This is a genomic window from Asticcacaulis aquihabitans, from assembly GCF_032490435.1.
Classification (GTDB): domain Bacteria; phylum Pseudomonadota; class Alphaproteobacteria; order Caulobacterales; family Caulobacteraceae; genus Asticcacaulis.
Genome location: NZ_JAVGWM010000002.1, coordinates 910,779 through 935,054, shown reverse-complemented (window position 1 = coordinate 935,054; position 24,276 = coordinate 910,779). Strand labels below are relative to the sequence as shown.

Annotated in this window: 12 protein-coding genes; 10 read left to right on the top strand and 2 right to left on the bottom strand. The window is 58.1% G+C overall.

Annotated elements, in window-relative coordinates; all coding sequences use genetic code 11:
- Nucleotides 1-24: 24 nt before the first annotated feature.
- Together RCJ00_RS10575 and RCJ00_RS10570 are read right to left on the bottom strand one after the other, a co-directional pair.
- Nucleotides 25-714: a hypothetical protein gene (locus RCJ00_RS10575; RefSeq protein ID WP_316221844.1), complete on the bottom strand. Its 690-nt coding sequence runs from the start codon at nt 712-714 to the stop codon at nt 25-27.
- A complete protein-coding gene (locus tag RCJ00_RS10570) occupies nt 711-2,306 on the bottom strand; it encodes a tetratricopeptide repeat-containing sulfotransferase family protein (RefSeq protein ID WP_316221843.1) in 1,596 nt (531 codons plus the stop codon). The genes RCJ00_RS10575 and RCJ00_RS10570 overlap by 4 nt, the downstream gene beginning before the upstream one ends.
- A gap of 561 nt (nt 2,307-2,867) precedes the next feature.
- On the opposite strand from RCJ00_RS10570, the gene RCJ00_RS10565 reads away from it, so the two are divergent.
- The 10 genes from RCJ00_RS10565 to RCJ00_RS10520 all read left to right on the top strand — a co-directional run bounded on the left by RCJ00_RS10565 (nt 2,868) and on the right by RCJ00_RS10520 (nt 24,258).
- Nucleotides 2,868-5,738 carry a TonB-dependent receptor gene (locus tag RCJ00_RS10565; protein ID WP_316221842.1) on the top strand — a complete coding sequence of 957 codons (2,871 nt, stop codon included), beginning with the start codon at nt 2,868-2,870 and terminating at the stop codon, nt 5,736-5,738.
- Nucleotides 5,739-6,095: 357 nt separating this feature from the next.
- Nucleotides 6,096-7,718, top strand: a complete 1,623-nt coding sequence (locus RCJ00_RS10560; protein WP_316221840.1) for an alpha-L-fucosidase — start codon at nt 6,096-6,098, stop codon at nt 7,716-7,718.
- An 83-nt stretch (nt 7,719-7,801) separates the two neighbouring features.
- Nucleotides 7,802-10,126 carry a beta-N-acetylhexosaminidase gene (locus RCJ00_RS10555; protein WP_316221839.1) on the top strand — a complete coding sequence of 775 codons (2,325 nt, stop codon included), beginning with the start codon at nt 7,802-7,804 and terminating at the stop codon, nt 10,124-10,126.
- Between the two features lie 9 nt (nt 10,127-10,135).
- Nucleotides 10,136-12,772 carry a beta-mannosidase gene (locus tag RCJ00_RS10550; protein ID WP_316221838.1) on the top strand — a complete coding sequence of 879 codons (2,637 nt, stop codon included), beginning with the start codon at nt 10,136-10,138 and terminating at the stop codon, nt 12,770-12,772.
- Nucleotides 12,772-15,363, top strand: coding sequence for a glycoside hydrolase family 3 C-terminal domain-containing protein (locus RCJ00_RS10545; protein ID WP_316221836.1), 2,592 nt, complete (start codon nt 12,772-12,774; stop codon nt 15,361-15,363). Before RCJ00_RS10550 ends, RCJ00_RS10545 begins: the two co-directional genes overlap by 1 nt.
- 10 nt (nt 15,364-15,373) lie before the next feature.
- Nucleotides 15,374-17,236 (top strand): glycoside hydrolase family 35 protein, encoded by a 1,863-nt coding sequence (locus RCJ00_RS10540; RefSeq protein ID WP_316221835.1) that lies wholly within the window; start codon nt 15,374-15,376, stop codon nt 17,234-17,236.
- Between the two features lie 9 nt (nt 17,237-17,245).
- The gene (locus tag RCJ00_RS10535) at nt 17,246-18,676 is read left to right on the top strand and encodes a glycoside hydrolase family 125 protein (protein ID WP_316221834.1); all 1,431 of its coding nucleotides are present in this window, start codon (nt 17,246-17,248) and stop codon (nt 18,674-18,676) included.
- 9 nt (nt 18,677-18,685) lie between these two features.
- Entirely contained in the window at nt 18,686-20,977 is a 2,292-nt protein-coding gene (locus RCJ00_RS10530) for a GH92 family glycosyl hydrolase (RefSeq protein ID WP_316221832.1), read from the top strand.
- 10 nt (nt 20,978-20,987) lie between these two features.
- Nucleotides 20,988-22,001, top strand: a complete 1,014-nt coding sequence (locus RCJ00_RS10525) for a glycosylasparaginase (protein WP_316221830.1) — start codon at nt 20,988-20,990, stop codon at nt 21,999-22,001.
- The gene (locus tag RCJ00_RS10520) at nt 21,994-24,258 is read left to right on the top strand and encodes a hypothetical protein (RefSeq protein ID WP_316221828.1); all 2,265 of its coding nucleotides are present in this window, start codon (nt 21,994-21,996) and stop codon (nt 24,256-24,258) included. The genes RCJ00_RS10525 and RCJ00_RS10520 overlap by 8 nt, the downstream gene beginning before the upstream one ends.
- The last annotated feature ends 18 nt before the right edge of the window (nt 24,259-24,276 follow it).

Here is a 24,276-nt window from a genome sequence, read left to right as displayed (position 1 = left end):
AATTGACGGAAGGAATGGTCTGGCTCAGGCGAATTTGTAGTCGTACGCCTCTATCAACCCGCAATCCATCTTTGCGACAAGGGCGGACAACTCCGGAGTGTAGTATTCGTGATAGGGTGCATGGTCGCTGACATTGAGGTTTGGTGTCGAACGCAAAAAGTGCTGGCATTTCAGCAACTCGCCAGGAGACAGCCCCGACAAGATACTATAAAGGCCTTGTCGTAACTCTTCCATTCTAAGGATTCGTGCCGTCGGCGCGCCTGCATACAGTCTGTTGTAGAGGAAACTGTAAAAACCAAACCCCGATCCGGAAATGCGTTGAATGCACGCCCTTGTGACGTTGAGGCCATAATTCACAAAATGATCGGGAAACGCCTCAGCTAGCCGAGCCACGCGCGCACCGTCATTTTCCAGGGTAAGCAGGTTGGTGATCGTGCCTTGGAATCCCAGTGACCGGTCTTCACTACATATCATGAACAAGGCATTCGGCTTGGCCTGGCCTTGTTGAAAATGGTACCATGATACATAGTAGGACCAGGGATTTCGCACCGTGCCAATGACGGGGACGGCCAGGTAGCTGGCAGGCACCTCAGCATAGGGCAGGTGGTAACCGACCCGCTTCGCCGAGGCAATGCAGGTCATCATCATCCGTCCTACAAACGTGCCCCCGGATTTGTGCAGATGTGGGAAAACGAACGCGTCACAAACGATCATGGCGTCACGACTCCGTCCAGATAGCCCCGTTGTTGCAGGTAGGTTTGCAGCGGCGTTAAATAGGTTTCGTAACGTTTCCAGGCGTTTACCCCCTGAGAATTGATAGGGCTGCGGACCTGAACAGCACTGGCTGTCGACACCGCACCTTTCGCCTCATGCGGACGCAGGCACGCGTCTTCAAACGGCAGGCCACAGGCGTCAAGCAGGCGGCGTATCTCTGTGTCGGGATCGCGGATAACGGCTTCCAAAGACACGTCAATGATGCCGTCCCCGAGGCCTTGTTTCCAATAGCGCATCAGATCGCGAAACTGATGGTAGTGCGCGGCCAGGTCTTTCTGGGAATACGACCAGCCATAGGCGCCCGTGAAAAGGACCTTATAGGCGCCAAACAAAGCGTCCATCGGATTGCGATCAAGCGCAATGATGATGGCGTCCGGAAAGGCTAAGCGGATAAGGCCCGCATATTCATGATTGGAAGGAAGTTTGTCGATCACATACGCGCTCCCGTCATTCAGGAAGGCCGACTCGCGGGTATAGAATTCTGCAATATCGAGTGGATCGAGTTGCGCGGCTGCGGCAATGACGTCTGGTGCCAGGCGTCTGACACCTGGGACGCCGGCCAATTTATGGGTCGCAATTCCAAACGTCTTGAGTTCTCCGATGGCCTGTACCTGACTATGCGCTGCCAGCACGCGCTCGATCAGGGTGGTGCCCGAACGCGGGAGGCCTAAGATAAAAATGCGTTTTGGACCACTCCGCGGCCGTCGGTCATCGATGTCGGCGAGACGACCCAGAGGAAAATAGGTTTTCCAGGCGGCGACCGTTTCGGCTTCTTCGCTTTCGGTCCACGGCTCTATCTTTCCGGCGAGTTCGGCGCCAACCTGAAGGCAATCCCAGGCGGCTTCGGTATCGCCAATGTCATCGAACTCCTTGAAGAGCGTGTAGGCGACGCGACACGCTTCCAGACTGCTTTGGCAGGTCAAACCTTCGAGTATCGCTATGTGATTGTCGTCGGCCTTCCAGCGTCGTAGATAGGCGAGATTGAAATAGGCGGGGACAGGCGGGGTGGGGGAGAGTTTGATGGCTTTATTGAAGGCGTACTCCGCACCGGCGATATCCCCAAGTGCCCGGCGAACGCTTCCCAGGCTATACCAGGCCTCCGCATGATCAGGGGCAATCTCGGTTGCTTTGATTATACACGGCAATGCCTCTTGCGGGCAGCCGGCATGCGTGAGGGTATAGCTGACACGCACAAGGCTAGACACGTCGCTCAAGCCGGCCTTTATTGCCATGCGTGCGCTTTCCACAGCCTCCCACATACGGCCATCGCTGATCAGCGGCTTACCTCGCAGGGCCAGCATCTGAGCGGCAACCCGAGACCCGACGGGGGCATTTTGGGCAGCCAAAGCGAACGCGCGCTCCGCCAGCGGCATGTCGTCAAGTGCGCAGGCGGCCGTACCCAAAAGCCACCACGCCTCTGACGATGTCGGATTTGCGCGGGTTGCGGTCTCGGCGGCGGCCAGCGCGCGTGGCATGTCGCCGGTGCGAACAGCGGCGTGCGCGATGTCTAACGGTTTGTCAAAACGGGCCAACTCGGGCTCCAACAGGGGTTATAGGCGCAACTTTTCGCGCCTTAGGCGTAGATAGGATATCGGTCATCCAACCCGTCAAATTTTTCGAAAGTAATAATGTGTCATGACCTTTATCGTGCACCTCAGCTTTCATTGCCTAAGATATCTGCCATTCGGGGTGTGCGCCCCGTTATGATTTATCCTCTGAGAGGTCGCAATAGTGATCCAAAAGCAACAGCCCGCAGCTTAATTCCAAATTTGGAGCACCGCGCGTGAAATGGCGGAAACCACATGTATCTGGCCGCTTTTTTATCAAATCTTTGATTTGTCACATTGTTGATTGGGGTGTTGCGCGATCAAAAGATAATGACAACGCTGGACTTTGGTATTTCAATCCCGAAAATTCAGCATCATGTCTAAACTAGGGTTTGACGCATTTCTCATTTTATATGTAAGAATTGTTTCACCAGTGGGTCATTAACCAGGGGCGTTTTGGTATTAAACAGGTATTGTTTGGTTCGCGATAAATAAGTGCAAACGAACTGAAGCATTTCCGGAAACGGAAGTAAAAGGACATAGGGAATGAAAAGAAAAACATATGCGTTGCTCACGACGGCTTTGACCGGCGTGATGATGTCCGGAGCGGCTTTGGCGCAAGACGCAGCGCCTGCGACCGCACCGAGCGCGGATTCGGCCCAAGAGGTCATTGTCGTCGGTGTGCGCAAGAGTTTGCAGAAATCACTGAGCGTAAAGCGTAAGGCGTCGGCGCACATCGACGTGATTACAGCCGAAGACGTCAGCAAATTTCCCGACGTGAATGTGGCCGAATCATTGTCGCGCCTGCCGGGCATTACGGTTGACCGGTCTAATGGTGGCGAAGGCGAAAAGATCGCCATCAACGGCATCGATTCGCGTCTTATCAATGTGTCGCTGAACGGCAATCCGCTGGCCACCGCAGATTCCGGCGCCAGTGACCATGACAATGGGCGAAGCTTCAACTTTGCTAACCTGGCACCTGAACTGATCGGCAATGTTGAGGTCTACAAGACGACCGAAGCACGCCTTGAAGAAGGTGGTATCGGCGGTAGTGTTATCGTCAACTCGCGCAGGCCTTTGTCGCTGCCGGTCAATACCTTCACGGTAAACTACAGCTACAATATCAACGAACGGAATAAAGAAAAAGATCCGCGTTACTCCGTCTTCTATAGCACCAAAGACGATAGTGGTCGTTTCGGCTTCCTGGTGAGCTATGACTACAACAAGTCCGTTCTGGGTAGTGGTTCGATAGGCGCCGGCTATCAGAACGTTTGTAACGCAGCGAATTGGGGCGGCCCCACCGGCGGAAAAGTAGCTTGCGATAGCGACGGCAACTTCACCAATACCGCCGCTCTCCCGACCGTTACGAGCGGGCCGGCACTGAATAAGAACATGCTGGTGCCAACCTATATCGCCTTGTCCTCCGGCCTCGAAACGCGTGAGCGCAAGACCTATCAGATGGCCTTGCAGTTCAAGCCGAGTGATGATCTTGAATTCAACCTGACCGGCACTGGCATTCAAAGCGACTTTTCCAGCTATTCCCAAACGTTTGAAACCGACTTGAGCGTCGACTGGAACGAAACCAATCCATACTACACGCGCTATCAGACGGCCAGTCCAGGTCATAAGGTCGGTGAAGTTATCAAAGCGGCCAACGGCAATAATCTCTACCAGACCAAGATGACCTCGGTGACGACAAATGAGGCCGGGGTTACGGGCGGTACGGGGAATTTTGCCGTGCGTATGGATGAATATTACAAGCGGTCCCACCTCAACACCTCCAGCTACAATCTGCAAGGTCGTTGGACCCCGGGCCTGTGGACGATCGAAGGCAATATCGGAACGACCAAGGCAACGGGCGGTTCGGATCCGGAATATTACCTGAGCTTCTACGGCACGGATTCTGGTACCTGGTCGATGACGCCGGATGGGGCCAGTTTGAAACTGGACAAGCCGGCCACCGATCCGACGTTGTTCGCCACGCGCAAGAAGGGCGATCAGGCAGGTTTCGTGAAAACCGCCGTCACGACCGACACCATCGATTATGGCAAGTTTGATGTCAAACGTGAGGTCGAATGGGGACCGGTCAACGAAATTCTGTTTGGCTATCGCTATCAAAAGCACTCGAACGTCAATCGCCCACACTTCTACAACACCCAGTTCGATGTCACCGGCACCATGGCCGACTTTGAGACCTATCAAAGCGATCCGAGCTTGGTCTCCGGTCTAGGCGCCAGTGGAGACCTGCTGACCTACGTCGCCATGACCCAACAGGCCGTAATCGACTATTCGGTTGCGAACAAAAATCCGGGTAACGCTTCAGGGGACTATCGCGACGCTGGCAACTTCTGGGACACCAGAGAAACCACCAATGCCGCCTATGTTCAAGCGAACTTCCGCTCGGGTAAATGGCATGGTGATGTCGGTGTTCGTTACGCCAAGACAGAGAATGAGCAGACCTATCGTTCGACCATGGATTATTATCCCTGGGACGAAGAAATGATTAAGCTCGACAAGAGCTATGACGATATCCTGCCGTCGTTCAATGCGGCTTACGATCTGTCCGACAACATGATGATCCGCTTCTCGGCGGGTAAGGTGATGTCACGACCGACCTTCGCCGACATGTCTGGTCAGGTCGAATACAGTCTTGACCGATACAGCACCGTCGGCAGCCGCGGCGGAACGCAAGTGTTCGGTGGAACGGGTGGCAATCCGGACCTTCAACCATACCGCGCTACGAACTATTCGGCGTCCTATGAATGGTATTTTGGGCCTAACAGCTTGTTCAATGTCGATTTGATCTACAAGGATGTCGAATCTTATATCGTCAAGAAGTACACCTTCGTCGACGTGACCTTGCCATCGACCGCGCTGAACTACTGCCTAGGCACGGTTGGACGTGTCTGTAACCGAACCGAACGTATGCTGATCTACGCGCCGTTCAACGGCAGCAACGCGAAGATCCCTGGCGTCTCGGTTGGCTATCAGGGGAACCTTTGGTGGGGCTTCGGTATCCAGGCCAATGCGACATTCCTGGATCAACAATACGGCGGCTACACCGACGCCTACAATACGGGGGGCGGCAAGCTGCCTATGCCCTATCTGTCGCGGTGGAGCTACACTGTTTCGCCCTACTACGAAAAGGGGCCGATCCAGGCGCGGGTTTCGTATACCTACCGCAGCAAGTATAACACCTCGATCGGTAGCGATCTGGTTCCAGCGACCTATGTCGATGGCTGGGGCCAACTTGATGCCTCCGCATCTTATAATGTGAACGATCAGTTGTCTTTGAACATGTCGGCCCAGAACCTGCTTGACGACCTGCAACATCCTTACACCAATGGCGGCCTGCCGTTGGCCTGGAAAAAATATGGTACCCGTATTACCTTCGGCGTAACCTATAAGATGCAGTAAGACTGTCGCCCTCGTTCCGCTAGCGGGGCGAGGGCACCTGGCTTGTTCTCAGGCTCTCCCGCCCTGCCGGTGGCACGATCCGCGATCCGTCTTCTCCCTGACCTTTCGAATGTCCGGTCCTGTCGCTGTTTCGATATTGTGTTTGTGTGCGTCGAAGTTATGAGGGCGACGGAGCTTTTCCCGTCTGAGAACATCTTGCGTTGTGTCCGGCGCCCGTACCAAAGCCCGGCCACAACGCTTACTTTTGTGTGCGTACATCGACCGACGCGCTCCCTATCCGTTGCAGGTCAGATAAGTGCCTGTAGGACACTTAGGTAAAACGTGTAAGCTGTGCCTTGCCTAGCTGGAGACTATCCTATGAGCCCCTTCGACCCATATTCGACGTCGCGCCGTAATCTGTTGCGTGGGGCTTTGGGAGTCGTTGTGGCTGCCGGTTTGCCTAGCGTTACGCAGGCCGCTTCAAATGACAACACAACGCCGGTCGAGCGTGACCGGCAATGGCTAAAAGCCACGCAGAAATATGCCGCCGAACGAAAGCGTTGGCTGGCTGAGGTCGATGCAGGCGATTTCGATGGCGCCTTTCGTCCGGATTGGGCGGCACTTCAGGCCTATCAACCGCCGAAATGGTATGCTGATGCCAAATTCGGCATCTTTGTTCACTGGGGCCTATATTCCATTCCGGCCTTTGGCGGTGAATGGTACTCGCGCAATATGTATATCAAAGGCAGCGCCGCCTATGAGCACCATATTAAAACCTATGGTCCGCATACCCAGTTTGGCTACAAGGATTTCATTCCGCAGTTCAAGGCTGAGGCCTTCGATGCCGCCGCGTGGGCCAAGCTGTTCAGCGCGGCAGGCGCGCGTTATGTCGTGCCTGTGGCTGAACACCATGACGGCTTTTCCATGTACGATAGCCATCTGTCTGATTACACCGCCGTCAAGATGGGGCCAAAACGTGATCTTCTAGGTGAAATTTCGCAAGCGGTTCGCAATCAAGGACTGCATTTTGCGTTATCGTCGCATCGGGCGGAGCATGACTGGTTCTTCGACGAGGGCCGCAAATTTCCCTCCGACGTCTCTGATCCGGCCAATGCCGGCCTCTATGGGCCTGCGCAGGACCGTCTGGCGGGAAAGGGCGATGAAGACCTGTTTGGCGACTATACCTATGTATCGCAAGCCTGGCTCGATGATTGGCTCGCGCGCCAGACGGAACTCGCCGCGCGCTATAATCCGGACCTCATCTATTTTGACTGGTGGATTGGTCAGCCGTCTTTCCGCAATACTTTGCCAAAATTTCTGGCCTGGTACTATAACCGGGCGGCACGAAACGGGGGCTCAGCCATTGTCAATTATAAGCTCGGCGAATTCGCTGACGGCGCGGGCGTCCTGGATATCGAACGCGGCCAAGCGCCGGGCATTCGCCCGGACGTATGGCAGACCTGCACCTCGATCAGCGATAAGTCGTGGGGGTATATTGAAAATGATACCTATAAATCGCCGGAGCAGCTGATCCACCTGCTCGCCGACGTTGTGTCGAAAAACGGCAACCTGCTGCTCAATGTCGGGCCCCATGCCGACGGCCGCATCCCGGATGGCGCTAGGGATACCCTGCTCAAAATGGGTGAATGGCTGAAAATCAATGGTGACGCGATCTACGGCTCTCGTCCTTGGGTCGTGTTCGGGGAAGGGCCAACGGAGACCGCATCTGGCACTTTTGCCGAAAGTAAAGCAAAGCCTTACACAGCTAAAGACTTTCGCTTTACTGTAAAGGACGGTGTTTTGCATGCCATCGAGATGGCGCGACCGACGGGGGAGGTGACCATCGCCTCCGTTCGCAGCGACTATCCCGTGAAACGCGTCACGCTGCTGGGCAGCAATGCATCGATCGCCTTTCGCCAAACAGATGCGGGTTTGACTGTCAGCCTGCCGACTGATGCGCCTGAGCAATTGGCCTATGTCTGGCGGATTGAAACCCGCTGACACGGCGGTCGAGACCGCCAATTTCCTGCGCACCGCCTGTCCCATGGCGAGAAGACGCAAATCCACACTAACGGGAGTAAATTATGAAGACGTTGCGAACCGCCAAAGGCCTTATTACCACTTTTGGCGCGATCGCCACACTGTGCGTGGCCGTTCCCGCACTGGCCGCACCTTCCGGCCTTATACCCTTGCCGGCTGAAATGAAGCTGGCGAGGGGGCATTTTCAAGTCGGCAGTCACACAGTCGTTTGCGTCACGAACCCATCATCGCAAGGCACTGCGGATTACCTGACGGGCCTGGTAAAGGCCTTGCGCGGTATCGATTTGACCGTTGGGGCCTGTGGCGCTTCCACGATTACGCTCGATCTTGATCCGACAGCCCCGGTCGAAGCGGCTGAGGGCTATAGCCTTACGGTGACGACCAAGGGCGTTATCATTCGATCGCGTACCGAAGCGGGGCTGTTCTACGGCGCTGTCACATTGGGCCAGCTTCTGAGCCCCGATGATCGTTTTGGCCAGCCGGTCAATCTTGAAGCCCTGTCGATCAAGGACTATCCACAGTACGCCTGGCGCGGCTTGATGCTCGACAGCGCCCGTCACTTTCTGCCGGTGGCCGACGTTAAGACTATGATCGACCAGATGGCGCAGCATAAGCTGAACAGCCTGCATCTACACTTGAGTGATGACCAGGGCTGGCGCATCGAGATCAAACGCTACCCGAATCTCACGCGAATTGGCGCCTGGCGGACGCCTCCTTCCAACGGCGGACCAGGCGTCCCGACCGAGCCCTATGGCGGTTTCTACACCCAAAATGATATCCGTGACCTCGTCGCTTATGCTGCCGCCCGCCACATTACCATCGTGCCTGAAATCGATATGCCGGGCCATGCGCAGGCGGCAGTCGCCTCCTACCCGGACATCGGAATCCGCGATTTGAAAAACGGGGGCGACCAGCCAAACGTTTCGACCGACTGGGGCGTCAACCCCTATCTGTTCAATACCGACGAGACCAGCTTGGTCTTCATCCGAAATGTGTTGGATGAGATCATGGAGCTCTTCCCGTCGACCTATATCCATGTCGGCGGCGATGAAGCCGTGAAGAACCAGTGGGAAAAATCTCCGGCCATACAGGCTCAGATCAAGACGCTGGGCCTGAAGGACGAGCATCAATTGCAGACCTGGTTCATTGACCAACTGGGCGCCTACCTGAACAGCAAGGGACGGCGACTGATCGGCTGGGATGAAATCCTGGAAGGCGGCATTCCGCAGACGGCCGCCATCATGTCGTGGCGCGGCACTGACGGCGCGATCAAAGCGGCGCAGGCCGGTCATGATGTTGTCCTGTCACCGACAAATCCGCTCTATTTCGACAACCAGCAAAGCCGGCGCAACGACGAACCCGCCGCCCGTGGCTGGGTTGTGCCATTGGAAGATGTCTACAAGTTTGACGCCTTGCCATCGGTGCTGACAGCGGATCAGGGTAAGCACGTGATGGGGGCTCAGGCAAACCTTTGGAGCGAGTACCTGATGTCGGGCTGGTATGTGCAGCATGCGGCCTTCCCGCGTACCGCCGCCCTGGCAGAAACCTTGTGGTCACCCAAATCGACGCGCAACTGGAACAGCTTTCTGACACGTCTGCCTGTTCAGATGGTACGCTATCGTCAGCAAAACATAGGCGCTTCGGACGCCGCCTTCGCCGTCGACTTCACACCGGTCGGGGGCCGCAATGCAGCACTTGCAGCGGGCAAGGCAAAAATAGCCCTGAGCAATCAGGTGACATCGGGAGTGATCCGCTACACGCTGGACGGGTCCGAACCGACCGCAAGCTCGAAGGCCTATAGCGAACCGCTTGATTTGACCTTGGGGCAGACGATCGTCGCCACAGCTTTTACGCGGGACAACCTGAAACTGGCCGGGCCTGACCGCTACGACTTTACAGCCGCAAGCCTGCTCACACGCACAAGTCAGGAACTGAACGCCTGTGGCAAGGGCGCGCTGGGTCTGCGTACGCCCCTGACTCCAGATTCTCCGGCCAAGACCCCAGTCTATAATATCGATATTTTTGATAGCTGCTGGATCTACCCCGACGTGCGCCGGGATGGCGTTACGAGCGTTACCATTGATATCGCCCGCCTGGCGCGCAACTACGGTTTGGCCAATGAAGCCAGCAAGGTTCTAACGCATCCCCGCAATACGCCGTTTGGCGAACTGGTGGTCTATCGCGACACCTGTAAGGGGGAAGAGGAAGCGCGCATTCCGCTGACCAATCCCGCTACCACGCCGAACGTCACCACACTGAACGCTACGCTGCCGGCGGTGACGGGCGACCATGCCCTGTGCCTGATTTTCACCGCACCGCTTGATGGACCGTACTATGCCATCGACACAGTCCGACTGAACCAAAAGTAGGAACACGCCATGCTAAAATCTATAACCCAGGGCCTTTGCCTGTCGGCCCTGTGCTTCGCAACAAGTGCGTTTTCCGCTCCTCCAAAGATTCAGACGCTCGATAGCGGCTGGACATTTCGCCTGGCGCCTGGGGACGAGGCGCTCAAGACCCATCCGGACATGGCCGGCTGGCTCAAGGCGACCGTACCCGGCACGGCGCAGAGCGACCTCATGGCGTTGAAGAAACTGCCCGATCCTTACGTGTCAGATAACGAAGGCAAGGTGCAATGGGTGGGGCTGTCCGATTGGCAGTATCAGGCAGCGGTTACAGTCACGCCGGAGATGCTTCAGCGCGATCATATCGACCTTATTTTTGAAGGTCTGGATACGTTTGCAACGGTGTCGGTAAATGGTCAAAACCTGTTGTCGTCGAATAACATGTTCCGCACCTGGCGCGTGCCGGTAAAGGGCGTTCTTAAAGCCGGCAGCAATATCATCACGGTCGATCTGGCCTCGCCCCTTAAAAAGATGAAACCGCTGGTGGCGGACATGCCCTATGTCATGCCCGGCGCCTACGATTCCCTATGGGGCGATGAACCGCTCGGTCGCAATTCCTCGACCTATGTCCGTAAGGCCGGTTACCAGTATGGTTGGGACTGGGGCCCGCGCGTCGTGGCGCTCGGCATCTGGAAGCCGGTCAAGCTGGAAGCTTGGGATGACGCCCGTCTGGCGGATTTCCATGTCGCCCAGGTCCATCTCGACGATCAGGTGGCCGCCCTCAACGCTGCGTTCGATATTCAATCCGATAAGGCTCAGACTGTGACTGTTCGTGCGGAGATCACCGCGCCGGACGGCACGACCCAAACCGTCAAGCAAGACGTGGCACTGTTCGCCGGCCTCAATCCGGTCAGTGTGCCGGTGCAGATCCAGACCCCGCAGCGCTGGTGGCCAGCAGGCTATGGCAAGGCCAATCTCTACACGGTCAAGGCGACCGTCACGCAAGGTTCCGACGTAATTGGCGAAACGACACGAAAGATCGGTTTGCGCACCACGGAAATTCGCCGCGAAAAAGACCAGTGGGGCAAAAGCTTCGAGATCGTCATCAATGGTGTGCCGATCTTTGCCAAGGGCGCCAACCTGATCCCGTTCGACATAATCCCGACCCGCGTCACCGCAGCGGAACAGGACCGCATGCTGCAGTCGGCGGTCGACGCCAATATGAACATCCTGCGCATATGGGGCGGCGGCACCTATCAGGACGACCACGTCTATGACAAGGCCGACGAACTGGGCCTGATGATCTGGCAGGACTTCATGTTCGGCGGCGCCATCATCCCCTACGATCGTGATTTCCGCGAAAGCACCCGGATTGAAGCCGTGGAGCAGGTCAAGCGTCTGCGCAACCATCCCTCCGTGGTCATCTGGGCGGGCAATAACGAGGTCCAGACCGACTGGGAAAACTGGGGCGGTGGCACGGAAGATTTGAAAAAAGGCGTCTCGCCCGAAGAGCGAGACCGCATCGTCACCGGCATGGTACGAATGTTCGATCAGGTCCTGCGCGGCGCGGTCGATCAAAATGCACCCGGCACGCCTTACTGGGCGTCATCGCCGTCTACCGACTATGATGGCCTCGCCGATCAGGATACTGATGGCGACCGTCACTACTGGAAGGTCTGGGGCGGCAAGCCGGTCGAGGAATATCTCAATGTCACGCCACGCTTCATGAGCGAATATGGCCTGCAATCCTTCCCGGTTATGGCCACAATCAAGGCCTTCGCGTCGGACAACGATATGGAACCGGAAGCCCCGGTCATGCGCGCCCACCAGAAGTATGACAAGGGGAACGGCAACAAGCGCCTTCTGCTCTATATTCGCAACAATTACGGTGAGCCCAAGACCTTTGGTGACTTCGTCTATCTCAGCCAGTTGATGCAAGCCGACGGCATTGAGTTGGCGGCATCCCATCATCGCGCCAGTCGCCCGCAAACCATGGGGTCCATGTACTGGCAGCTTAACGATGTCTGGCCGGGCGCATCATGGGCGAGCGTCGATTATTACGGCCGCTGGAAGGCGTTGCAATTCCGCGCTAAACGCTTCTACGCGCCGCTTACGGCAAGTCTGCTGCGCAAGGACGGGGTAACAGAGGCCCACATCCTCTCTGACCTGACGACGGAAAAGGCTCTGACCTGGCGGCTGCGCACGCTTGATTTCTCCGGCAAGGTATTGAGCGAGAAGACCGGTTCGACGACGGTTAAGCCGCTCTCCAGCCCGCTTGTCGCCACCTACACCGATGCCGAACTTCTGTCTGGCGGCAACGCCACGACTACCCAGGCCGTCTTTGAACTTCTTGATGGCGACAAGGTGGTGGCGAAGGTGTTCGGCTATAGCGGCGCGACCAAGGCGCTCGACTGGAGCGATCCGAAACTAAAGACCGTCATCAGGCCGGCCCGTGGCGGCTTTGACATCTCTGTAACGTCCCAAGCGGCCGCTCGCGGCGTCTGGCTCGATATCGGTGAGCTTAAGGCGGACCTGTCCGACAACAGCTTCGATATGACGGGCGGCGAGACGGTGACGGTTCACGTTACGACATATGCATCCTTGGCAACTTTGAAGAAAACGCTGAAAGTGCGTTCCTACTACGGCGCCGCCGGTCCGGTGGCGAACTAATGCGTTCGCTCTCCATAGCTCTTATGCTGACGGCGGGTATCCCCGCTGTCGTAGCGGCGAAACCGGCGGCCAAGGCTGGCTTACCGCCGGTGGTCGCGCAAATGACGCTAGACGAAAAAATCAGCCAAACTCAAGCGGCCGCGCCGGCTATTCCACGCCTGGGTGTTACGGCCTATAACTGGTGGAACGAGGGGTTGCACGGCGTGGCCCGCGCCGGCGAGGCGACCGTATTCCCGCAGGCCATCGGGCTGGCGGCGACCTGGGACGTCGATCTGCTGCACAATGTTGGCGATGTGGTTTCTACCGAAGCCCGCGCCAAGTTTAATACCGTGGGTGCTGACAAGGACCATGGCCGCTATCTGGGTCTGACCATCTGGTCACCCAATATCAATATCTTCCGCGACCCGCGCTGGGGCCGGGGACAGGAAACCTATGGTGAAGACCCGCACCTGACCGGCGCGCTCGGCACCGCCTTCGTCCAGGGGCTCCAAGGGCCAGATCCAGTCCATCCCAAGACCATCGCGTCGGTCAAGCACTTCGCTGTCCATTCGGGACCGGAAGCCGGCCGCCATGGCTTCGATGTCGACTCCTCGCCGTATGACCGCGAGGCCACCTATCTGCCGGCTTTCCGGCAGGTCGTAACTGAAGGTAAGGCGCAATCGGTGATGTGCGCCTACAATTCGCTGCACGGCGTGCCCGCCTGTGCGTCGAATGACCTGCTGAACATACGTCTGCGCAAGGACTGGAATTTCAAGGGCTATGTCGTGACGGACTGCGACGCGGTCGAGGACATGTATGCCTTCCATTTTTACCGCGATACGCCGGAAGAAAACGCCGCCGAAGCGCTCAAGGCCGGCACGGATCTCAACTGCGGCACCTATTATAGGCATCTGAAAACCGCCGTTGAGAAGAAGTTGGTCACGCAAGCTCAACTCGACACAACCCTGGCGCGGTTGTGGGATGCGCGCACCAGACTGGGGCTCGATGGCGTTGCCAGTCCATATAGTGGCATTGGCGCAGATCAAATTCACACACCCGCAGCCGCCGGCCTGGCGCTGAAAGCGGCGCGTGAATCCATCGTGCTGCTAAAAAATGACGGTATCTTGCCTCTGAAAGCCAGCGCGAAGATCGTCGTCGTCGGTCCCAATGCCGATACGTTGGAGATCCTTCAAGCCAATTACCACGGTGCCGCCATCGACCCGGTGACACCGCTGAAAGGCCTGCGCACCGCGCTTGGCGACGATCGCGTCGTTTATGCGCAAGGCGCCAACATCGCCGAAGGTGTGGCCATTCCAATTCCGGAGACGGCGCTGTCTACCGGGACGGGTTCAGGCCAAAAATCCGGCCTGACCGGCGAATATTTCGACAATCCCGACTTTACCGGCCAACCGGTGCTGACGCGGATCGACACGACAGTCAATCTCGATCTCTACAATGTCGCGCCAATGAAGGGGCTTGAGAAAAAGGCCTATGGCGTGCGCTGGAGTGGATATCTGACGCCGCCCGCTGCCGGTGACTACCAACTCAAAATCTATACCGAGCGATGCTGGGAATGTAACAACCAGCACGATGTCGTAACCCTGTTTATCGACGGTAAGCCGGTGATCACCGATCAAGGTGACGGTAAGACCTTAAGCGCCGATCTGCGTTTCGACGATACCAAACCGCGTAAGATTAGACTTGAGTTCAAACATACCGGCCAGGACTGGGGCGTACGCCTGCAATGGCAGGCCCCACCTGAGGCACAGGTGGCCGAGGCGGTGAAGGCGGCGCAAAATGCCGATGCCGTTGTGGCCTTCGTCGGCCTGTCACCAGACATCGAAGGCGAAGAATTGTCGATTCTGGTCCCGGGCTTCGATCGGGGTGACCGTACCGACCTGGCCCTGCCGGCGCGTCAGGAGGCGCTCCTGAAAGCCCTGAAAGCCACGGGCAAGCCACTGATCGTTGTCAATCTCTCCGGCGGCGCAGTGGCACTCAACTGGGCGAAGGACAATGCCGACGCCTTGCTGCAAGGCTGGTATCCGGGCGAAGCCGGTGGCACCGCCATCGCGCAAACCCTGCTGGGCCAGAACAATCCGTCGGGCCGCCTGCCAGTTACATTCTACACGTCCGTGCAGGACCTTCCGCCCTTTATCGATTACCGTATGGACGGCCGTACCTATCGCTATTTCAAGGGCGAAGCGCTTTACGGCTTCGGTTACGGCTTAAGCTACACCACGTTTGGCTATAGCGATATCCGCCTGTCGAACGCGTCGGTATCGGCAGGGCAGGGTGTCACGGTTACCGCCACCGTGACTAATACTGGCCAGGTTGAGGGCGACGAGGTGGCCCAGGTCTATCTGACTCCACCTGCCAATGATCAAGGCCTGCAACATAGCCTGGTTGGCTTTACCCGGGTTCATCTGAAGCCGGGCGAAAGCCGTCAGGTGACGTTCGACCTTACCCCGCGTGATCTGAGTATGGTCGATCGACGTGGTAATCGGGCTCAGATGGCCGGCGACTATGGCCTGTTCGTCGGCGGCGGACAGCCGAAGCCGACCGACGCCCAACAGACACTGACCGTGACCGGTCATAAATCCTTACCTAAGTAGAGACTTGCCCATGACCACACGTGCAAATACTACACGCAGAGATTTCCTCGCGGCCATGAGCGCCACTGCGGCTGTGGGAGCCCTGATCCCCGCCGGCGCAGCGTTGGCGGCCAATGCCCGTTTCGGCATCGTCGGCGATGACTTCGTGCTCGATGGCAAGCCGATCCATCTGATGGCCGGCGAGATGCACTATCCGCGCATCCCGCGCGAGCTGTGGCGTGATCGCCTGAAGAAGCTGAAGGCATTAGGCCTCAATACGCTCTGCACCTATATCTTCTGGAATGCCCATGAGCGCCGCAAGGGCGAATACGACTTCTCCGGCAATCTCGACCTTGCGGCCTGGATCAAGACGGCGCAAGAAGAAGGCCTCTGGGTGCTCCTGCGTCCCGGTCCCTATATCTGTGGCGAATGGGACAGCGGCGGTTATCCTGGCTGGGTGCTGAACGACCCCGGCATTCGCCCGCGCTCGCTCGATCCGCGCTATATGCAGCCCTCGGGTGAGTGGCTGAAGCGTGTTGGTCAGGAAATCGCTCACCTTGAAATCGACAAGGGGGGGCCCATCCTGATGACCCAAGTCGAGAACGAATATGGCTCCTACGGCAATGACCTGACCTATATGCGTGCGGTTAAGGATCAGGTGCGCGCTGCCGGTTTCGAAGGCATGCTTTACACGGTCGATGGCGCCGCTGTCATCCAGAACGGCGCCCTGCCGGAGTTGTTCAACGGCATCAATTTCGGCACGCACGATAAGGCGAAAAACGAGTTTGCGGCTTATGACAAGTTCAAGACCGGCGGGCCCCGCATGTGTACCGAACTGTGGGGCGGCTGGTTCGACCATTTTGGCGAGATGCATTCCTCCATGCCCATCCCGCCGCTGATCGAGAGCCTACAATGGATGCTCGACAACAAGATCTCCATCAGCTTCTACATGCTGCACGGCGGGACCTCCTTCGGGTTCGATGCGGGCGCCAACTTCGACAAGGCAACCAAAACCTATCAGCCGGACATTTCGAGCTACGACTATGACGCCATGCTCGACGAGGCCGGCCGACCGACGCCGAAATACGAGGCGGCCAAGGCCTTGTTCCAGAAGTACCTGCCGGCTGAGCGTTTTACCGCGATGCCGGAACCGGAAAAGGCCATCGACATCAAACGGTTCCGACTGACGCAAGCGGCCACCTTAAGCCAGCTTCTTGGCAAGCCGGTGACCGCGTCCCAGCCCCACACGCTGGAACAACTGAACCAGCCGCACGGCATTCTCGTTTACCGCCATAAGGCGGCGGCCGCGCTGAAAGGCGCGCTCAGCTTTGGCGAGGTGCGGGACTACGCGCTCGTATCGGTGGGCGGTGTGCCCGCAGGGACTATGGATCGCCGCTATCACGAGACAAGCGTCGATATCAGCGTCAATAAAGGCGATATCGTCGAGGTTTTGGTCGATACCATGGGCCGCATAAATTACGGCGACCAGATCGGGAAAGACCAGAAGGGCTTGATCGGTACCGCGAAGATCGGCGACACCGCGCTGGCTGGCTGGGCGCATTACAGCTTACCGCTCGATGACCTGAGCGCTTTGAAATTCAGCAAAGCCCACGTCAATGGTCCAGCCTTCTATCGCGGTACGATCGAGTTAACCGAGGTGGGATACACGTTCCTGGATATGCGTGGCTGGGGCAAGGGCTACGTCTGGGTCAACGGCCATAATCTGGGCCGCCACTGGTCGGTGGGGCCGCAACATGCCGTATTCGTACCAGCGCCGTATCTTAAGACTGGGATCAACGAAGTGATCGTGCTTGATTTGCATGAAGGTGCGGAGCGGTCGCTGGCCGGCGGCAAGAACCAGATCTGGGACCGACCGGGCCTCGTCCAACTTTAGGAGTATGTGATGCAGCGTAGGCAATTGATATGGGGCGGCACGGCGTTGGCGGCCCTGATGGCGTCGCGGGCGTTGGCTGAGATACCGGCCATGTCACCGATTGTCGCCGATGGCGTGCGCCCGCCTTTGGCCGTGCGCAAATTCAAGAGCGCTGCCGTCGAGGCCGTGATCAAGACAACGACCAAGCGACTGAAAGACCCCGATCTGGCCAAGCTGTTTACCAACTGCTATCCCAATACGCTCGATACCACGGTCGAAACCGGCGTGATCGACGGCAAGCCGGACAGCTTTGTCATAACGGGCGATATCAAGGCGATGTGGCTGCGGGATTCCTCGGCTCAGGTTTCGCCCTATCTGCCGTTGGCGGCGAACGACAAGAACCTGCGGACGCTGTTTCATGGCCTGATCCAGCGCCAGGCCCGCTGCATCCTGATCGATCCATACGCCAACGCCTATATGCATGATCCGAAGGCGATGACCGATCTGTCCTGGTCCCAGACGGACCAAACCGATATGAAGCCGGGCGTCGCCGAGCGCAAATGGGAGATCGACAGCCTGTGTTACCCAATCCGGCTGGCACACAGCTATCTGACGGTCACAAAGGATACGACGCCGTTCGATGACACCTGGCGGGCCGCCATGCATACTATCCTGAAAACCTTTCGCGACCAGCAACGCAAGGACGGTGACGGCCCCTATAGGTTCAATCGGACCGCTTCCGAGCCAACCGAGACCCTGGCGCGTGGCTATGGCTGGCCGACCCGCGTTACGGGCATGATCCATTCAGGTTTCCGGCCGTCGGACGATGCGTGCACCTATCCATACTTCATTCCTGGCAATGCGTTCGCCGTGGTGTCCTTGCGCCAATTGGCAGAGATATCCGAGACGACGGGGCTGGGTACGGACGTTAAGGCCGGTTGCCTTGCGCTCGCCAGCGAAATAGAGGCCGCCATGCATGCTCATGGCAAGATGAAGGATGCGCAGGGCAACGACATCTGGGCCTATGAGGTCGATGGCTATGGTAACGCCCTTTTCATGGACGATGCCAATGTGCCAAGCCTCCTGAGCCTGCCCTATATCGGTTTCTGCGCCAAGGACGATCCGCTGTACCTGCGCACCCGTGCAGCGGTCCTAAGTGATCGCAATCCCTACTATTATAAGGGCAAGGTGCTCCGGGGCGTCGGTAGTCCGCATTCCGGCCTGAACACCGTCTGGCCGATCTCCTTGATGATGCAGGCGCTGACCAGTACCGATGACAGCGAGATTAAAGCCTGCCTGTCCGAGCTGAAAACGGGGGCGGCGCCACGCGGCTTCATGAACGAGTCGGTCGGTAAGGACGATGCGGCAATCTTCACCCGGTCATGGTTTGCCTGGGCCAACAGTCTGTATGGCGAACTGATCCTCACCCTGCTGGCACAAAAGCCGGCCCTGATAAGCTAAGGACATGACATGATCTCGCGTCGTCAGGTTTTGGCAGGAACAGTCGCTCTCGGGACCCTGCCACAGGTCGGTTTCTCTGCCGGGGAATCAGTTTGCGACCATGTCGATCCGTTTATTGGCACGGGCGGTCACGGACACCTCTATCCCGGCGCCACCTTACCGTTCGGCATGGTGCAGCTGTCGCCCGACACCAGCAATGAAGGCTGGGATTCCTGCTCCGGCTATCATCAGGCCGATGGGTCCATCATGGGGTTTTCCCATACCCACCTGAGCGGGACAGGCTGCCCCGATATGCTCGATATCCTGCTGGTTCCGGCCACGGGTGCGGTAAAGCTGACACCGGGCTCGCTCAGCGATCCGGATGCCGGTTATCGCTCGCGTTATGATCGCAAAACCGAAACGGCGACGCCCGGCTATTACAGCGTCGAGTTGACCGATAGCCGCGTCAAGGCCGAACTGACCGCCACGACGCGCGTGGGTTTGCATCGTTACACCTTCCCAAAAGGCGAGGGCGGTCATGTGCTGCTTGATCTGGCCCACGGCGCGATCAAATGGTGGGGCGACCACGACCTGATCCTCGACAATGTGTCGCTGAAACTGGTCGGTAACGATACGGTTGTCGGTGGCCGTCAGGTATTTCAGTGGGCCAAAGGGCGCTGGATATTCTTCGCCCTGAAACTGTCGCGCCCATTCACCCGTGCCGATCTTTACAGTGACGATCAGCCGGCCACCGGCCCGAACTTAACGGGAAAAAATCTCAAGGCCGCCCTGCATTTTCCGGACGCTGGCGATGCGCCGCTGCTGATAAAGGTCGGGATTTCCTCGGTCGATATCGAAGGCGCTCTGAAAAACCTTGAGGCTGAACTACCTGATTTCGATTTTGAGCGTATCCGCGGCGCGGCCCGCACTGCTTGGGAACACGAACTGAGTAGGGTCCGTGTTGAGATGGCCGGCGAGACCGATAGGAAGATCTTCTACACTGCCCACTATCACACTCTGCTGGCGCCAACGATTTTCCAAGACGTCGACGGCCGTTACCGCGGCATGGACAATGCGGTCCATACGCTGAAAGCCGGTGAGGCCAATTATTCGACCTATAGCCTGTGGGACACCTACCGTTCCGTCCACCCCTTTTTCACGATAACGCAACAGGCGCGTTTGCCGGGAATGATTGGCGGACTGGTGCGGATGGGCGAGCAAAGCCCGGATGGAGTGCCAATATGGCCGTTACAAGGGCGTGAGACCGATACGATGATCGGCTATCATTGTGCCTCGGTACTGGCCGAAGCCGCCGCCAAGGGCATCAAGGGAGTAGATTACAAAGCCGGTTACGCGGTCCTGGCCAAGCGCGCCTTTGTCGATGATGTGCATGGTCTTGGGTTATACCGCCAGTTGGGATATATCCCGGCCGACAAGGTGGACGAGTCCGTCTCGCGCACGCTCGAATTCGCGTACAGCGATTGGTGTACATCGAAACTGGCGGCCCATGTCGGCGAAAGCCAGGCGGCGAAGGCGCTCAGAGCGCGCTCGCAAAATTACCGTAATGTCTTCGACACCTATATCGGCTTTATGCGCGGCAAGCAGGCTGACGGCCAATGGGTGACGCCCTACAATCCTCATTCGCTCGGTCATGATCAGGCTAAGTGGCGCGACTTTACCGAAACCAATGGCTGGCAAGCGACCTTCCTCAACCAGCATGACATCTACACCTACGCAAACCTGTTCGGCGGGCTTAAAGCCTTTGAGGCGAAGCTCGATGGCCTGTTCAACGAAAAGCCGAATGCCGAAGAGAAAAGCCTGGCAGATATCAGCGGGCTGGTTGGTCAGTATGCCCACGGCAATGAACCGAGCCACCATGTCGCCTATCTGTATGCCTACACCGGGGCGCCGTGGAAGACGCAAAGCCGTGTCCGCGAACTGATGAAGGACATGTACCGCGCCCAGTACGACGGCCTGGAGGGTAATGAGGATTGCGGCGCCATGAGCGCCTGGTATCTGATGAGTGCCTTGGGGCTATATGCCGTTGATCCGGTCACGGCGGTCTATGTGTTCGGTTCACCGCTCGTACAGCGTGCCGAGATCGCCATAGGCGGCGGTCGCAAGCTGATCATCGCAGCACCCGGCAACAGTGCGGACAATATTTACGTGCAAAGAGTGCGCTGGAATGGCAAACCCTATAGCAAGAGCTGGATACACCACGCAGACCTGATGCGCGGCGGTGAGCTGATTTTCGAGATGGGCCCCAGACCCAATCCAGCCTTCGGTGCGAATATGGTCGACAGACCCCCCTCCTTTAGCTGAGAGCAAAGCCATGCCCAATCGTCGCGATGTCTTCAAAAATACCCTGGCACTTACCTCGCTCGCTGCCATTTCCGGCGCGGCATCCGCCGCGTCGTCGTCAAAGCCCATTGTCGTCTCCACGTGGGATTTCGGCGTCGCGGCCAATCAAGCGGCCTGGGATTTGCTGAAAGGCGGAGGCTATGCGCTGGATGCGGTCGAGGCGGGGGCGCGTATCCCCGAGGTTGACCTAAAGAACCACAGTGTTGGCAGAGCTGGCTACCCGGACCGTGACGGGCACGTCTCTCTGGATGCCAGCATCATGGATGAAAAGTGGCGCTGCGGTGCCGTGGCAGCTTTGGAACATATCGAACATCCGATTTCGGTTGCCCGGTTGGTCATGGAAAAAACGCCGCACGTCCTGCTGGTCGGGGCAGGCGCTTTGCAGTTCGCCGTAGAGCAAGGATTCAAACCGGAAGAGCTGTTGACGCAGGACTCCGAGGTCGCGTGGAAGAACTGGCTGAAGGAAGCCAAGTACGCACCGGTCGCAAATAGCGAGATGTCGACCTACGGCCATGCCCCGGGCAGTGTTGTACCAGGCGACGTCCATAACCACGACACGCTCGGCATTTTGGCGCTGGATGCGCAAGGCCGCCTATCGGGCGCCTGTACCACCAGCGGCATGGCGTGGAAACTCCGCGGCCGGGTTGGCGATAGCCCCATCATCGGTGCGGGCCTCTATGTTGATGGCGAGATTGGCGCCGCCACCTCGACCGGCGTGGGCGAAGAGGTTATCCGCAATGCCGGCAGCTTCCTGGTCGTCGAGCTGATGCGCCAGGGCCGGTCGCCGCAACAGGCGTGCGAAGAGGCGGTTATGCGTATCGTCAAGCGTCGCCCCGAGGCGGCAAAAACCCTGCAGGTCGGCTTTCTGGCCCTAAATACCAAGGGCGATGTCGGCGCCTTCGCCATTCAGAAGGGCTTTGTCTACGCGCAATGCGATGCGGCTAAAACGGATCTGGTGGTGCCGGCGAAAAGCGTGTTTGGCTAAGCAGATGTGGCGTGGTCTGATCCTGCTTATGTGGCTTCTGGCACAGCCGGCTCTGGCGCACGACAAGGGAGTGATCACCGCGCCGCATGCAACATCGCAGGCTCTCGCGGCGGTGACGCTGCTGGATACGTGTCGCTGTGCACGTTCGGTTGTGGTCGCCCGCCGCGATGAGGTGGCAGGTCTGCTGTCCGGCGCCGATAAGACACTATGGAATACAAGGCTTAAAACCCTTCCGACGCCGAAGCCCGAAGCCTACACGGTCATGCGCGTCGGTGACCGCGTGATCGTGGCCGGCGACGACGATCGCGGCATTCTTTTTGGCGTTGGTTACCTGCTGCGCAAAGGGACTGAGGCGCCGGATATCTATGCCGCGCCGCAAATGGGTTTCAGGGCGCATCAGATCGGCTACCGCTTCAAGAACAACAGCTATGACGCTTTCACGCTCGCCATGTTCGAGCAACACGTGCGCGATCTGGCGGTTTTCGGCGCCAACGGCGTCCAGTGGATCGCACCGATGTCTGACGATGCCGTGGAAAGTCCCCTGTTTACCGCCGCCCCACTCGATATGGCGATTGGTGTGTCGAGGCTGATGGCGAAATACGGGCTCGATTTCGACCTATATTATCCCCAGATGGGCGATGACTACACGAAACCGGCCACCCGCGCGGCTGAACTGACGCGCTTTGAAGACCTGGTGAAGCGTCTGCCCAAGGTGGATGCGCTTTATATTCCCGGCGGCGATCCCGGCCATACGCAACCGGACGTGCTGTTCCCCCTGGTCGCGGCAGAAGTGGCCATTCTCCACCGCTATCACCCCAAAGCGACGGTCTGGCTCTCGGCGCAAGGGTTTGATAAGGCGCAGTATGAGCGGTTTTACGCGCTGCTCGCCAAGGAACCGGACTGGCTAACCGGCGTCTTTTTTGGACCGCAATCGCGCGATCCCCTGCCACTACAGAGGGCGCGCATACCGGCGCGTTACAAGCTTATCTTCTACCCCGACATTGCTCATACGATGCACGCCCAGTTTCCGGTGCCGCACTGGGACCCGGCTTTCGCCCTGACCGAAGGTCGTGAACCGATCAATCCGCAGCCGCGCGCGCAGAGCCATATTGTTCGCCATTTCGCCGGTGATGTTGACGGCTTCGTCACCTATTCCGAAGGGGTGAATGATGACGTCAACAAGATGCTGTGGTCGCAACTGGGCTGGAACATAAATACCGACACCGATGCCATCCTCGCCGACTATGGCCGCTATTTTGTCGGCGATCTGGGGTTTGCCGACGGGCTGACGGCGCTGGAGCGAAACTGGGACGGGCCGGCGGCCGGGAATGCCGGCATCGAACAGACCTTGGCGTTTTTCGACCGCATGGCGCCATCGCACCCAGACAACTGGCGGTTTGAGATGGCTTGGTATCGCGCCACCTATGACGCCTATATCCGCCGCCGCGTCATCGCGGAGCGGATGCGCGAGACTCAGGCCTATGCGGCCCTCAAAACGGGCGACATATCGGCGGCGCGTCTGGCGCTGGCGGCGGCCGATACGGCCGACATTAGCGCCTTACGGACCCAGGTTTTTGATCTTGCAGGCAAGCTCTACAGCCATATCGGCCTGCAACTCAGCGTCAAACTCTATGGTGCCTCGGCGATCGAACGGGGAGCCAATTTGGATCGGGTCGATTTATCGCTGAATGACCGTGTTTGGCTGACGCGGCAGATGGATGAGATCGAGGCGTTGACTGACACCTTGCAACGGGCAGCGCGTCTCAAAGACCTGGCAAACGGTGATGCCCCGCCACCGGGCGGTTTTTACGACGATCTAGGCGATCCGGCCCATGAACCGCATCTGGTGCGCGGGCCCGGTTTTGCCACCGATCCGGAAATGTATGCAAGCGCCATCGACGGCATAGCCGATATGACACCCGATGACGGCTGGCGCATGGCCTGGGTGACCTACGCCGAAACCCTTTATGAAGTCCCGATCACCCTGCGCTATGACTGGCTCGACCCTGAAACCGCCTACCGTTTGAAAATCGTTTATGCCGGCGAAGGCTATGCCTTGCCGATCCGTCTTACGGCGAATGGCGTAGTCTTGCGCGATTTCAGCGAACGCACCTCCAATCCGATGACCGTCGAACTGGACGTGCCGCAAGCCCTGACACGCCATGGCAGGCTGACCCTGGAATGGACCCGGCCCGACGGTCTTGGGGGCAGCGGACGCGGACATCAGGTGGCGCAGGTCTGGCTCTTGCCCCGTTAAGGTGCCATCGTCAGAACG